The sequence below is a fragment of the Pseudonocardia pini genome, assembly GCF_013870575.1.
GTDB classification, from domain to species: Bacteria; Actinomycetota; Actinomycetes; order Mycobacteriales; family Pseudonocardiaceae; genus Pseudonocardia; species Pseudonocardia pini.
The window spans coordinates 1-13,141 of sequence record NZ_JACBXB010000063.1; the positions used below are offsets into that span (position 1 = coordinate 1).

Below are 13,141 nucleotides of genomic sequence, written 5' to 3' on the forward strand. Positions count from 1 at the left end.
CCTGGCGGGACTGGCTCGCCGAGCACTCCGCGGACCTGGTGGACCTGGTCCAGCAGGAGACCGGGAAGTCCTACGGGGACGCCGTCGGCGAACCCGCCTACGGCATCCAGGTCACCGACTACTGGCTCGAGCACGCCGAGGCCTTCCTCGCCCCCGAACACCCCGAGTCCGCGGTGCCCACGCACCGCCTCGAGATCAGCCACCACCCGTACCCGCTCGTCGGCGTGATCTCGCCGTGGAACGGGCCGCTGACGATGCCGATGCTCGACATCCCGGCCGCGCTCATGGCGGGTGCCGCAGTGCTGTCCAAGCCGTCCGAGCTGACCCCGCTCACCTGGGCGGAGGCCGTCCGGGGCTGGCGGGAGATCGGCGCGCCGGACGTGCTCGGGATCGCGACCGGGGACGGCGCCACGGGTGCCGCGGTCGTCGACGTCGTGGACTTCATCCAGTTCACCGGCTCGGTCCGCACCGGCCGGGCGGTCGCGGCGCGCGCGGGCGAGCGGCTGATCCCGTCGAGCCTCGAGCTCGGCGGCAAGGACCCGCTGATCGTGCTCGCCGACGCCGACCTCGACCGAGCCGCCCGAGCGGCGGTCTGGGGCGCGTGCGTGTTCTCCGGGCAGGGCTGCAGCGCCGTCGAGCGCGTCTACGTCGAGGACGCCGTGTACGCGGACTTCGTCGCCCGGGTCGTCGACTGGGCGGGCCGGATCCGCCAGGGCACAGTGCGCGGCGAGCCGTACGTCACCGACATCGGCGCGATGTCCAGCGAGGCCCAGCTGCGCATCGTCGAGGAGCAGGTGGACGCCGCGGTGGCCGCAGGAGCCCGCGCCCTCACCGGCGGCGCCCGCCTGCAGGGCCCCGGCTGGTACTACCCGCCGACCGTGCTGGTCGACGTCACGGACGACATGGCCGTCATGCGCGAGGAGACCTTCGGGCCGGTCGTGCCGATCGCCCGCGTCGCCGACGCCGCCGAGGCGCTGCGCCGCGCCAACGACTCGGAGTTCGGTCTGTCCGGCAGCGTGTTCACCGCCGACCGGGAGCGGGGCAGTGCCCTCGCCGCGCAGGTCGAGGTCGGCGCGATCTGCGTCAACGACGTGTGCACCACCAACTTCCACCTGTCGCTGCCCTCGGGCGGCTGGAAGAGCTCCGGCATCGGTGCCCGCTTCGGCGGCGCCGCCGGCATCCGCAAGTACACCCGCGCCCAGGCCACGCTCACCCTCACCGAGTCCGGTGCCGCCGAGCCGCACTGGTACCCGATCCTCCCGCCCACCACCTGACCACGGAAGGACCCATCATGAAGATCAACGTCGACCTCGACCGCTGCGAGGACCACGGCCAGTGCGTGTTCGCCGCGCCGTCCGTGTTCGAGTTCGGAGACGACGACACGCTGCACTGGACGGCGGAGGCGCCGGACACGATGCGCGGTGACATCGAGCACGCCGCGACCTCCTGCCCGGTCGCCGCGATCACCCTCTCCGACTGAACGAACGAACGGCACTCTCGCTCACTAGGTATGAGCGAGAGTGCCGTTCGTTCATCGGACGAAGGTCAGCGGACCAGGGCGGCGGTGTCCCAGTAGTAGGCGCGCACCGCGGTGACCAGGCCGTCGGCGAACTCCCAGAACTCGACCGCGCGGCTGGCGACCGCGTCCGCACCGCCGGGCGGGTAGTAGTCGAACGCGACCTCCGCCGCCACCCGGTCCCCACCGTCGGCCAGCTCGAGCAGCCGCAGGTCCTGGGCGCCGACCTTCGCCGTCGACGCCGCCGCGCCGCCCAGGACCTTCGCCAGCCGGTCCCGCCCGGCGACCGTGCCGCCGTAGGGCAGCGCCTCCGGCCAGGTGAGCGTGGCATCCTCGGCGAACCGGTCGCGGACCAGGGTCCGGACGGCGTCCGCGTCCGAGGCCGCGACGGCCCGGTAGAACTCCCTGACGACCTCGGCGCTCATCGCCCGGTCCCGGCAGGGGTCTCGGCAGAAGGCTCGGCAGGGGTCTCGACGTAGTCGGCGGGGTCGTACTCCTTGGTCCAGGCGTGGTAGTCCAAGTACTTCCACGGGCTGGAGACGACCACGCGGCCCTTGTCGTTGCGGTAGTAGGTCGTGGCCTTGGTGTGCGACCAGATCGCCCGGGACAGCGCCTCGTCGAGGCGGTCGTTGTACTCCCAGAACGTGTCCTCGCGGACCTCGGTCGCGGCCAGGCCCTGCTCGAACATCCGGCGCAGGGCGTTCATGATGTACCGGACCTCGAGCTCGGTCGCGATGATCGCGCTGCCCCCGTGCCCGGCGTTGGTGTTGGGCCCGTTGACGATGAAGAAGTTCGGGAAGTCCGGCACCGTCACACCCAGGTAGGCTCGGGCGTCGTCCTCGCCCCACTGCTCGCGCAGCGTCTTGCCCGAGGCTCCGTGGATCTCCATGGGCCACAGGAACTGCAGGGTCTTGAAGCCGGTGGCCAGCACGACCACGTCCGCCTCGAACTTCTCCCCCGACGCGGTGACCACGCCGTCCGGGGTCAGCTCGGCGACCGCCTCGGTGACCAGCTCGACGTCGCTGCGGGCCACGGTGCGGAACCAGCCGTTGTCCAGCAGCGGCCGCTTGATGTACGGAGGGTAGTCCGGCAGGCAGTCCGGGAGCAGCTCCTCGGCGCGCTCACCGAGCTCCCGGGTGATGTGCTTGGTGAGGAAGACCCGGTGGCTCTCGTTCTGCGCGTTGACCGAGCGGTCCGGGAACTCCCAGTTCGGGTCGATCTGCATCGACTCGTGCTGGCGGTCGCCGAAGTTCCAGAAGGTCCGCAGCCGGTACCAGCGCGTGTAGAGCGGCACCCGGTGCATCAGGTAGCGCACGCCCTCCGGGACCGACCACTGGTAGTTCGGGTACGGGATGGCCCACTGCTTGGAGCGCTGGAACACCAGGACCCGCTCGGCGGTGTCGACGATCGCGGGGACGAGCTGCATCGCGCTCGCGCCGGTGCCGATCACGGCGACCCGCTTGCCGGTCAGGTCCACGTCCCGCTGCCACTCGGCGGTGTGCATCAGCGGGCCCTCGAACGCGTCGAGGTTCGCGATGGGTGGGATCGAGGGTCGGTTGACCATCCCGACCGCGCTGACCAGCACCGGGGCGGTGAACGTCTCCTCGCGGCCCTCGGTGTCGAGGGTCTGCACGGTCCAGGTCGCGGAGTCGGTGTCGTAGTCCGCCCGGGTCACCTCGGTGCCGAAGCGGATCCGTCGACGCACGTCGTAGCGGTCCGCGAGCTCGCTGAGGTAGGCGAACACCTCGTCCCGCTTGGCGAAGTAGCGCGACCAGCGCCCGTTGGGGGCGAAGGAGAACGAGTAGAAGTGGCTCGGGGTGTCCACACCGCAGCCGGGGTAGACGTTCTCCAGCCAGGTGCCGCCCAGGTCCGCGTCCTTCTCCAGGATCACGTAATCGATGCCCGCGGCCTCGAGCTTGAACGCGGTGCACAGCCCGGACAGCCCCGCACCGATGATCACCGCGCGGAACCCGGGGGGCGGGGTCGGCAGCTCGACCTCCCGCGAGACCAGGCCCAGCTCCTCCGAGAGCAGCGGCCCGTACTCCTCGGCCACCTCCTCGACCAGCGCGATCGCCAGCCGCTCAGCGACCTGCGAGGGCGTCGGGTCGACCGGGATCAGCGTGCCGGCCTCGTGGGCGAGGATCGCCTCGAAGGCCGCCTCCCGCACCTCGGCCTGCAGCTCCTCGGGCAGGCCGCCGGTGTCGTTGTCCGACAACGGCTTGCCCCGCTGCGGGGTGTACGGGTCCTGGACCCAGCGCCCGTCGCCGGTGAGATGGGCCAGCACGAGCAGCAGCGTCGGGATGTTCGCCACGTCGAGCGCGGCGCGCAGCTCGGCGTCCTCGGACACGCGCTCGTCCGGGCTGGTCACGACCGATTCGGACAACTGACTTCCCCTTCTCCGCTCCACCCCGCCGATCCCGCCCGCCGGGCGGGTGATCGGGTTCGGGGGTTGCTCGCCGCACCCTCGGTGCGTGCGCTCCACCTACCGGAGGCGATCCCGCGACCTATATTGAGTCGCTCAGTCTCAATATAGGTGGGGGTTCGACCCGACGTCAACACTGCGCGGTCGCCCGCACACGGCCTCGACGACGACGACCGCCGCGACAGCGTGCTGCTGCCGCGGCGGTCGCACTCCCCTACCGGAAGTCCATCCAGTGGCCGTGCGCCGTCCAGCCCAGCCGGAACGGGATGTCGATCCGGCAGATCGGGCCCTGCGTGATGTCGTCCGTGTCGAAGATCAGGTACTCGCCGCGGTTCTCCGCCCACCACGACACCGGGACGATGATGTAGCCGTCGCCCTCCGGGGAGTCCTTGTGCCGCGGGGCGAACGTCGCCTCGAGCACCGCCGCGGGTTCGCCCGTGCGGATCACGTACTCCTGGTCGGAGAGCGTGGTCATGTCCGTGACGACCAGGCTGTTCATGGACATGCCGCCGCGCTTGACCACGCCACCGACCTGGTAGCCCCAGCGGTAGCCCTTGCCGTAGAAGCGCTCGTCGACCTTCGGCAGCTCCGAGGGCCGGTCCGAGAGCTGCTCGACGCCGGTCTTGCCGGTCTCCAGGTCGACCGTCCAGCGGCCGAGCTGGCTCTTCGCGATCGAGAAGAACAGCGCGACGTCGTCCCCGTCGGCGAAGTCCTGCTCGAACGGGAAGGGCGGCCGGTTGAAGATCGGCCCGTCCAGGCTCAGCCTCCCGTTCGTCACGTTCGCCGACATGGTGTGCATGACGTACTGGGGGTCCGCGTCGAGGGTGACCCAGCGGATCTCCCCCTGCAGGTCGTGCCGCGGGATCAGGGCCAGCACGATCGGCAGCTCCGGCTCCCAGGCGTAGACGCTGCGCCCCTCCAGGATCCGCTTCTTGTCCACCAGGAACGGCTGGAACGGCATGACGACGTGCTCCGGCGTGAGCCAGATGTCGTGCGCCACCGTGTTGTACGGCGCGTCGTGCAGGTCGCGGGACTCGACCACGCCGGACGGGTGCACGAAGTGCATGGTCACGTAGGGCGCGGTGTCCCGGTACGCCCAGCCGTAGAGGACACCGGTCTCCGGGTCCCACTTCGGGTGCGCGGTGAAGCCCCCGTCGCCGAACGCGGCCTTCTCGTGCAGGCCCGCGGACAGCTGCGGGGACCAGCTCACGATGCCGACGGTGTCGAGCGTGATCGGGTCGATGGCGATGGGCGCGCCGATCGAGTCGGCGACGGCCATCATCTTGCCCTGGAACGGGAAGATGTTGACGTTCGCGGTGCCCTGCGGGACGCCGCAGGTCAGGCCCTCGCGCTGGACGTCGCCGAGGCCGAAGGTGCGCCAGTCGTGCCAGTCGCCGTCGGTGAAGGTGAACATCCCCTTCCCCTCGCGGCGCTCCAGCTCGTACTTGGGCGTGCGCACCCAGCGGTTGCGGAAATCCGCCCGGCCGTTCTCGAACACGATGCCCTGCACCATGCCGTCGATGGCCAGCAGGCCGTTCGTGCCCTGGGCCGTCGGCCGCTTCCAGGTGGGTCCGGTGCGGTAGAAGCCGCCGTAGAGCTCCTTGGGGATCTCCCCCTCGGAGACGATGCACTCCTCGATCGTCGCCTCGAAGCGCATGGGCTGGAAGGGGCCCTTGAGCCGGGCCTCCGTGGGGATCGGGTATCCCATCGTGACTCCTCTACCGCAGTTCGTAGGTCGACGAGATGATCTCGCGCTGGATCTCGTTGGTGCCCGCGTAGATGGTGGGTGCCACCGCGTCCCGCAGGTGCTTCTCCATGCCGTACTCGGTGGCGTAGCCGTAGCCGCCCATCAGCTGGACGCCCTGCAGCGCGGTGTTCTTGGCCGTCTCGGTGACCTTGACCTTCGTCATCGAGGTGAGCCGGACGAGCACCTCGGCCGGGTCCGTGCCCGCCTGCACCCGCCGGATCGTGGCGTAGGTGAGCGCCTTGGACGCCTCCACCTCGATGGCGAGGTCGGCCAGCCGGTGCCGGATGGCCTGGAAGGAGCCGATCGCGGCGCCGAACTGCTTGCGCTCCTTCAGGTAGCCGAGCAGGTCGTCGAAGGTGCGCTGGGCCATGCCGAGCGCCTCGACCGCGGCGACCAGCCGCTCGGTGTTCAGCCCGGCCATGAGCTGGTGCCAGCCCTTGCCCACCTCGCCGACGACCGCCGACTCGGGGACCTCGACGTCGGTGAAGTAGAGGTCGTTGACCAGGGGCCCGCTCATCGTGTCGATGCCACGGATCTGCAGGCCCGCGATGTCCGCGGGAAGGTAGAACATCGTGAGGCCCTGGTGGCGCTTCTCGCTGCGCTCGGTGCGCGCGACCAGCAGGATCCCGGTGGCGTGCTGCGCCGCCGAGCACCAGGTCTTCTGGCCGTTGATCACGTAGCGCCCATCGCGGAGCTCCGCGCGGCACGAGATGTTGGCCGCGTCGGAGCCCGCCTCGGGCTCGGAGATGCTGATCGACATCGGCGCACCGCCCGCGATGGCGCCGAGGATCTCCTTCTTCTGCTGCTCGGTCCCATAGCGCTTGAGGATCCCGGCCACGGTGTGCGTGCCGCCGATGGCGTGCAGCGGGGCCAGCCCGCGGTACAGCTCCTCGTGCAGCAGACACTGGTCCATCAGGTCCCCGCCCGCGCCGCCGTACTCCTCGGGGATGGAGATCCCCAGGTAACCGGCCTCGGCGAGCTTCGCGTACAGCTCGTCGCTGTGGGCCTCCCGGCCGCCGTCCGTCAACGCGTCCCGCTGCTCGCGGGTGCCGCACTCCCGGCGGGTGAAGTCCCGCAGGGCCTCCACCAACGCCTGCTGCTCCTCGGTGAGCTCCGTCATCACTCCCCCACGAACTTCCCGGCGCGCTTCTCCTTGAACGCCGCCACCGCCTCGGCCAGGTCCGCCGAGCCGAGGGTCAGCGCCTCCTGCAGCAACGCGGTCTCCCCCACCTCGCCGAGGCGCTGGCGGGTGAGCTGATTGAGCGCGCGCTTGGTCCCCTGCACCGCGAGCGGCGGCAGCGCCGCGATCCGGGTGGCGATCCCCCGGGCGACGTCGGCGACCTCGCCCGGCTCGTCGACCAGGTCGGTGACCAGACCGAACTCGTAAGCCTTCGCCGCGTCGATCATGTCCCCGGTGAGCAGGTAGCGGCGGGCGCGCAGCATCCCCGCGGACTGCGGCCAGTACAGCGCCCCACCGTCCCCGGCTGCGAGACCGACGCCGACGTGCGTGTCGGCGATCCTCGCGTTCCGGGAGGCGACGACGGCGTCGGCCGCGAGGGCGATCGTGGCGCCCAGCCCCACCGCGGCACCCTGCACGCCGACGACCAGTGGCTGGGGCAGCGCGATGAGCGCCGCCAGCATGCTCCGCGCCCGCTCGACGGCGGCCAGCCGCTCGGTGGTGTCCCGGTTCGCGGCCAGGATCAGGTCGAAGTCGCCGCCCGCCGAGAAGACCTTGCCCTGCGAGAGCAACACGGCCGAGCGCGCGTCCCGGTCGTTCGCCAGGTCCTGCAGGACGCCGAGCAGCTCGCTCTCCAGGACGTCGTCGAAGCGGTTCATCAGCTCGGGGCGGGTGAGGGTGATCTCCCAGACCCCGTCCGTGACCGCGACCGTGAGCGCCTCGCGGCTGCTCGCGGAGTGCTGTTCGGGCACGCCGTACCCCTCCACCCGTCGTTGGTTTTGAACCCTACCGTCTCAAAGCTACGAGCCGACGGAGACGGCGTCAACCAAGAGTGGCGAACCAGCAGTTCGGAGCAGGTATAGCCGAGGTGAACGATCGGTCCGTAGACTGCGCGGCGTGAGCCGCGAGCAGCAGATCCTCGACGCCGCCGAGAAGCTCTTCGCCGAGCGCAGCTTCGACGGCGTGGGGGTGGACGCCATCGGCCGCGAGGCCGGGGTGACCGGATCGGCTATCTACCGCCACTTCGACGGCAAGGACGAGATCCTCGCCGCGCTGTTCGACGAGGCCACCGACGCCCTGCTGCTCAGCGTCGGCGAGCCGGGCGGGGACCCGTGGGAGGAGCTGAGCCGCCTCGTCAAGGCCCACGTCGAGTTCTCGGTGGGGCGCAGGCGGTTGTCGGTGATCTGGCAGCGGGAGCAGCGGGCGCTCTCCGGCGCCCACGAACGGAGCTTCCGCAGGCGGCAGCGCCGCTACATCGACCGCTGGGTGGACTGCCTGGACCGCTGCTATCCGGGGCACGCCCGCGACACGCTGGTGGCGGCGATCCGCGCGGTGCACGCCCTGATGTTCTCCGACAGCGCCCGCCCGGACGGTGTCCGCGAGCCCACCGCCCTCCCGGCCCTGCTCACCGGTCTGACGGTCGCGGCACTCGACGGGCTGGCCGCCCCCGGCGCCGCCCGCCTGCGGGCCGTGGACCGCGCAGGCTAGACGAACCCCAGCAACGCCTCGTCGAACTCGGTGGGGCGTTCGAACAACGGGTAGTGCCCGCAGTCGGCCAGCTCGACGAGCCGGGTGTCGGCGAGCCGCTCGGCCAGCCAGCGGGCGCCCCGCGCCGAGAAGACCGGGTCGGCCGCCCCCACCAGCTGGAGCACGGGCTGCGTGACGCGCGGGATGTCGGCGACGAGGTCGGCGTGCAGCATCGCGCGGTGGCACGCGACCGCGGACCAGGACGGCATGGCGAGGGAGATCCCGACGAGCCAGTCCACGAGCGCGGGATCGGGTGCGGCGGCGAAGCCGGGGGTGATCGCGGTGCGGCGCGCGGCGATCCGGTCCGCCCGCTCGGCCTCGACCATCAGCCGTTCCAGGTCCGCGGGCTTGCCGCCGAAGGGGAAGTCGTCGCTGCGGGTGGCCCGCACCCCGTTGGAGCAGACGAGGGCGAGCCGGGCCACGAGGTCCGGCCGCTCGGCCGCCAGCCGGAACCCCACCTGTCCGGCGAAGGACCAGCCGACGAGCGTGCACGGGCCGTCGAGCACGGCGTCGAGCACCGCGCCGAGGTCACGGGCGAGCTCCTCCACCGAGTAGCCCGCGAGCGGCTTGTCCGAGTCCCCGTGGCCGCGCTGGTCGACGCACACGACCCGACGGCCCGCCTCGGTCAGCACCCGGACCTGGCGGTCCCACACGCGGTGGTCGAACCCGAACCCGGGCACCAGGACGACCGGGGGGCCTGCGCCGAGCTCGTGCACGGCGATGCCGACCCCGGACCCCACCTCGACCCGCACCGCTCAGCCCCGCTGGTCGAAGCGGCGGCCGAGGTACTCCGAGGCGATGCGGGTGCGCTGGATGGCGGGCGTGCCGCCGGCGATGGCCCAGCCGTGCGCGTCCCGGTGCAGCCGCTCGATCTCGTACTCGGCGGCGTAGCCGTACCCGCCGTGCAGCTGGATGGCCAGGTCGGAGACCTTCTTGGCCATCTCGTTGGCGAAGCACTTGGCCACGGAGGCCTCCAGCGAGCTCGGCGCGCCGGTGCCCGCGTTCTCCGCGGCCCGCCGGATCAGCAGCCGCGCCGCCTCGACCTGCACGACCATGTCGGCGAGTCCGGACTGGACGGTCTGGAACTCCACGATGTCCTTGCCGAACTGCTGGCGCTCCTCCACGTACCGCGCGGTGCGGTCCAGCGCGGTCTGGCCGACCGCCAGGGACATGGTCGAGTTGCCCAGCCGCTCGATCGAGAAGGCCGTGAACAGCTGCCGGAACCCGCCTTCGGGGACGATGACGTCGTCCAAGGGGACCCGGACGTCGTCGAGGATGATGTCGGCCGAACCGATGCCGCGGAAGCCCATCAGCTCCTCCTGCGGCCCGAAGCTCAGGCCGGGCGCGTCCTTGTCGACCAGGACCGCACCCATCCCCTTGGCGCCCTTGCGGTCCCCGAACCGCACGTAGACCAGGTACTTCTCGGAGTAGCCCGCCCCGGAGCACCAACGCTTGGTGCCGTTGAGCACGACCTCGTCGCCCTCGATGCGGGCGGTGGTCGTGGCGTCCGTGGCCGCCGAGCCCGCGTTCGGCTCGGAGATCGACACCGCGATCGTGGTCTCCCCCGACGCGACGGCGGGCAGGTACTTCTTCTTCTGCGCGTCCGTGCCGAACTGCTCCAGTACCCGGGCGGGCCCCGTCGAGGCCTCGAAGATCGGCCAGGCCGCCACCGGGCTGGCCTTGGCCACCTCCTCCAGCACCACGAGCGCGTCCATCAGCGGGCGCCCGCCACCGCCGTACTCCTCCGGGATGCTCAGCGCGAGCAGCCCGAGCGACCCCAGCAGCCTGCGCTCCTCCTGCGGCAGGTGCGCCCGCTCGCGGTCCCACTGCAGGGCCTTGGGCCGGAAGCGTTCCGCCGCGACGCGCGCGGCCAGCTCCTTGAGCTCCTGCTGTTCCTCGGAAAGCTCGAACACCTTCAGGTCCTCCGTCTAGATCCGCTCGAGGATGGTCGCGTTGGCCATGCCGCCGGCCTCGCACATGGTCTGTAGGGCGTAGCGGCCGCCCGTGTCCTCGAGGGCGGCCAGCATCGTGGTCATGATCCGGGCCCCGGACGCCCCCAGCGGATGGCCGAGGGCGATCGCGCCGCCCCTCGGGTTGAGCTTGGCCGGGTCGGCGTCGAAGTGAGCCTGCCAAGCCAGCGGCACCGGGGCGAACGCCTCGTTGACCTCGTAGTGGTCGAGGTCCTCGATGCCGAGCCCGCTGCGCCGCAACACCTTCTCGGTGGCGGGGATCGGGCCGGTCAGCATCGTGATGGGGTCGTCCGCGGCGACCGCCATGGTGTGCACCCGCGCCCGCGGAGTGAGGCCGAGCGCGGCGGCCCGCTCCTCGCTCATGAGCAGGAGCGCGGCGGCGCCGTCGGTGATCTGCGACGAGTTCCCCGCGGTGATCCGCCAGGTCAGGTCGGGGTACCGGGTGCGGTACTCCTCCGTGTCGAACACGGTGCGCAGCCCGGCGAGGGTCTCCGGGGTGGTCGACGGACGGATCGTCTCGTCCGTGTCGACCACCGTGCCGTCCGCGGCCGTGACCGGCACGATCTCCCGGCCGAAGTCCGCGGTGGCGGCCCGGGCGTGCGACCGCGCGGCGTACTCGTCGAGGTCCTCGCGGGTGAGCTTCCACCGCTCCGCGATCAGGTCCGCGGACACGCCCTGCGGGATCAGGCCGGGCGCGTAGCGCTCCTGGACCTGCGTGCCGTACGGGTCCTGGTTCTCACCGAAGCTCGCCCACAGGGGCACCCGGCTCATCGACTCGACGCCGCAGGCCACCACGACGTCGGAGACGCCGGCGATGATCCCCTGCGCCGCGAACTCCACGGCCTGTTGGCTGGAGCCGCACGCGCGGTGCACCGTCACGGACGGGACGTGCTCCGGCAGCCCCGCGGCGAGCCAGCCCCAGCGGCCCACCGGCCCGGCCTGCTGGCCGACCTGGTTGACGCAGCCGGCGATGACGTCGTCGACCTCACCGGGGTCGACGCCGGGGTTCCGGTCCATCAGGGTGCGCAGGACCTGGCCCAGCAGCTCGACCGGGTGGATGGACGAGAGCGCACCACCCTGCTTGCCCTTGCCCATCGGTGAGCGGATCGCGTCCACGACCACGGCCGTCGTTGCCACCGGTCGCCTCCTCCGGCTAGTTTTGAGCCTGACAATCTCAAAGCTAGAGCAGCGACGATCGTGCGTCAAAGGGCTAGCGTGAGCGATCGTTCACGGCGAGGAGGCGGCAGGTGCAGGGACGGACCTGGGCGGCGGTGCAGGCGGGCGAGGAGCTCGCACCGCTGGAGTACCCGATCACGCAGAAGACCCTGGCCCTGCAGGTCGTGGGCAACCGGGACCTGTTCCCGTACCACCACAACGGCCCGTTCACCCGCGCGCTCGGGCTGCGGGACACCTTCGTCAACACCACCTTCTACCAGGGACTGTTCGGGCGCTACAGCACCGACTGGGCAGGCCCCGCCGCCGCGGTGCGCAGCCAGCGGCTGACGATGAGCGACCAGCTCTGTCCCGGGGACCGCGCCGTCGTGCGCGGCGCCGTCGGCCGGGTGTGGACCGAGGGCGCGGACCATCTGGTGGAGGTCGTGGCGAGCATCGGCCACGAGCGCGGCACGACGGCACGGTGCACGACCGTGCTGGCCCTGCCACCCGACCCCGGGACGGCGGTCGCCGACCGGGAGCTGCCCGAGCCGCCCGCTCCCGTGGCCGCCGACGACCTCCCGGAGTTCGCGCGGGCCGACCTGGGGCGCCCGCTGCACCGGGACGGGCCGTACCCGGTCAGCGAGGCCCAGATCATGTACTGGTGCGAGATGGTGCGGGACGCGCACCCGCGGTACGCCCTCGACACCGACCTCCCGGGGGGCATGATCGCGCCCCCGCAGTCGTTGGTGATGTGGGGCCAGCCCCGGGCCACCCAGATGGGCCTCGACCCGCGGCACCCGGACGTCGAGCTGCCGGACCAGCCGGCCTGGCCCGCCCCCGCCGAGCGGTTCTCGTTCAGCTTCCGGGCGCCGGACACCACCGAGCTGATCGTGCAGGAGGTGGTGTGCGAGTTCGGCACCCCGCTGCGCCCGGGTGACCGGGTGGGCGTGACCTACGAGCTGACCGGCTGCTCGCCGCTCAAGCAGACCAAGCTCGGCCCCGGGTACTTCGTGACCGGCCGGGAGACCTACCGGACGAGGTCCGGCGCGATCGCCGGGACCTGCACGATGGCGATGCTGCAGTACGGCGTCCGCACGCTCGTCGGATGAGGGTCGGGCTCGTCCTCGGTGACCTCGACGGCGCCGTCGCCGAGGCGCAGGCCGCCGAGGCGGCGGGCTTCGACCTCGTCGCCTCCGGTGAGCACCTGTTCTTCCACGGCCCCGTCCCGAACGCCTTCGTCGCGCTGGCGGCCGCGGCAGGAGCGACGAGAACCATCCGTCTGGTCAGCTCGATCACGCTGCTCCCCCTCTACCCCGCCGCCCTGGCCGCGAAGCTCGCCCTCGACCTGGATCGGGTCTCCGGCGGTCGCTTCGAGCTCGGTGTCGGGGCGGGCGGGGAGTTCCCGCCCGAGTTCGAGGCGGCGGGCGTGGACCCCGCGACCCGGTTCCGCCGGGTCGACGAGGGCCTGAGCGTGCTGCGCGCCCTGTTCTCCGGCAAGCGGGTGACGATCGACGGCGAGTTCACCACCATCCGCGACCTCGCCTTGCAGCCCGGCCCGGTGCGGGCCGGCGGGCCGCCGATCTGGCTGGGGGGCCGCAAGGCGGGCGCGATCCGCCGCGCGGGCCGC

At 71.8% G+C, this 13,141-nt stretch carries 13 protein-coding genes; 5 read left to right on the forward strand and 8 right to left on the reverse strand.

The genetic code is table 11. The features are described from left to right. Both H5J29_RS06490 and H5J29_RS06495 read left to right on the forward strand, forming a co-directional pair. Nucleotides 1-1,274: aldehyde dehydrogenase family protein (locus H5J29_RS06490; RefSeq protein ID WP_181779999.1), on the forward strand; the 1,274-nt coding region annotated here is incomplete at its 5' end. A 17-nt stretch (nt 1,275-1,291) separates the two neighbouring features. After that, nucleotides 1,292-1,480: a ferredoxin gene (locus H5J29_RS06495; protein ID WP_181780000.1), complete on the forward strand. Its 189-nt coding sequence runs from the start codon at nt 1,292-1,294 to the stop codon at nt 1,478-1,480. A 65-nt stretch (nt 1,481-1,545) separates the two neighbouring features. Here the strand turns inward: H5J29_RS06495 and H5J29_RS06500 are convergent, their stop codons facing one another. The 5 genes from H5J29_RS06500 to H5J29_RS06520 all read right to left on the reverse strand — a co-directional run bounded on the left by H5J29_RS06500 (nt 1,546) and on the right by H5J29_RS06520 (nt 7,614). Then, a complete protein-coding gene (locus tag H5J29_RS06500) occupies nt 1,546-1,941 on the reverse strand; it encodes a nuclear transport factor 2 family protein (protein ID WP_181780001.1) in 396 nt (131 codons plus the stop codon). Next, nucleotides 1,938-3,899, reverse strand: coding sequence for a flavin-containing monooxygenase (locus tag H5J29_RS06505; RefSeq protein ID WP_181780002.1), 1,962 nt, complete (start codon nt 3,897-3,899; stop codon nt 1,938-1,940). The genes H5J29_RS06500 and H5J29_RS06505 overlap by 4 nt, the downstream gene beginning before the upstream one ends. Before the next feature lie 253 nt (nt 3,900-4,152). Further along, entirely contained in the window at nt 4,153-5,646 is a 1,494-nt protein-coding gene (locus tag H5J29_RS06510; protein ID WP_181780003.1) for a carotenoid oxygenase family protein, read from the reverse strand. A gap of 10 nt (nt 5,647-5,656) precedes the next feature. Then, on the reverse strand, nt 5,657-6,805 hold the full coding sequence (locus tag H5J29_RS06515) for an acyl-CoA dehydrogenase family protein (protein ID WP_181780004.1): 1,149 nt from the start codon (nt 6,803-6,805) through the stop codon (nt 5,657-5,659). Next, nucleotides 6,805-7,614 (reverse strand): enoyl-CoA hydratase/isomerase family protein, encoded by an 810-nt coding sequence (locus H5J29_RS06520; protein ID WP_312858091.1) that lies wholly within the window; start codon nt 7,612-7,614, stop codon nt 6,805-6,807. The genes H5J29_RS06515 and H5J29_RS06520 overlap by 1 nt, the downstream gene beginning before the upstream one ends. Before the next feature lie 145 nt (nt 7,615-7,759). On the opposite strand from H5J29_RS06520, the gene H5J29_RS06525 reads away from it, so the two are divergent. Further along, nucleotides 7,760-8,350, forward strand: a complete 591-nt coding sequence (locus H5J29_RS06525; protein ID WP_181780005.1) for a TetR/AcrR family transcriptional regulator — start codon at nt 7,760-7,762, stop codon at nt 8,348-8,350. On the opposite strand, the gene H5J29_RS06530 is transcribed toward H5J29_RS06525, so the two are convergent. Genes H5J29_RS06530 through H5J29_RS06540 form a run of 3 tightly spaced genes read right to left on the reverse strand, consistent with a single transcriptional unit; the run spans nt 8,347 to nt 11,496 of the window. Continuing rightward, nucleotides 8,347-9,141, reverse strand: a complete 795-nt coding sequence (locus H5J29_RS06530) for an alpha/beta fold hydrolase (RefSeq protein WP_181780006.1) — start codon at nt 9,139-9,141, stop codon at nt 8,347-8,349. The genes H5J29_RS06525 and H5J29_RS06530 overlap by 4 nt on opposite strands. A 3-nt stretch (nt 9,142-9,144) precedes the next feature. Further along, nucleotides 9,145-10,302, reverse strand: a complete 1,158-nt coding sequence (locus H5J29_RS06535) for an acyl-CoA dehydrogenase family protein (protein ID WP_181780007.1) — start codon at nt 10,300-10,302, stop codon at nt 9,145-9,147. 15 nt (nt 10,303-10,317) lie between these two features. Beyond that, nucleotides 10,318-11,496 carry a thiolase family protein gene (locus tag H5J29_RS06540; RefSeq protein WP_181780008.1) on the reverse strand — a complete coding sequence of 393 codons (1,179 nt, stop codon included), beginning with the start codon at nt 11,494-11,496 and terminating at the stop codon, nt 10,318-10,320. A gap of 110 nt (nt 11,497-11,606) precedes the next feature. Here H5J29_RS06540 and H5J29_RS06545 point away from each other — a divergent pair, with 110 nt between their 5' ends. Both H5J29_RS06545 and H5J29_RS06550 read left to right on the forward strand, forming a co-directional pair. Next, the gene (locus H5J29_RS06545) at nt 11,607-12,623 is read left to right on the forward strand and encodes a hotdog family protein (protein WP_181780009.1); all 1,017 of its coding nucleotides are present in this window, start codon (nt 11,607-11,609) and stop codon (nt 12,621-12,623) included. Next, nucleotides 12,620-13,141, forward strand: a 522-nt coding sequence (locus H5J29_RS06550; protein ID WP_181780010.1) for an LLM class flavin-dependent oxidoreductase, incomplete at its 3' end; no start/stop codon positions are given. The genes H5J29_RS06545 and H5J29_RS06550, both read left to right, overlap by 4 nt.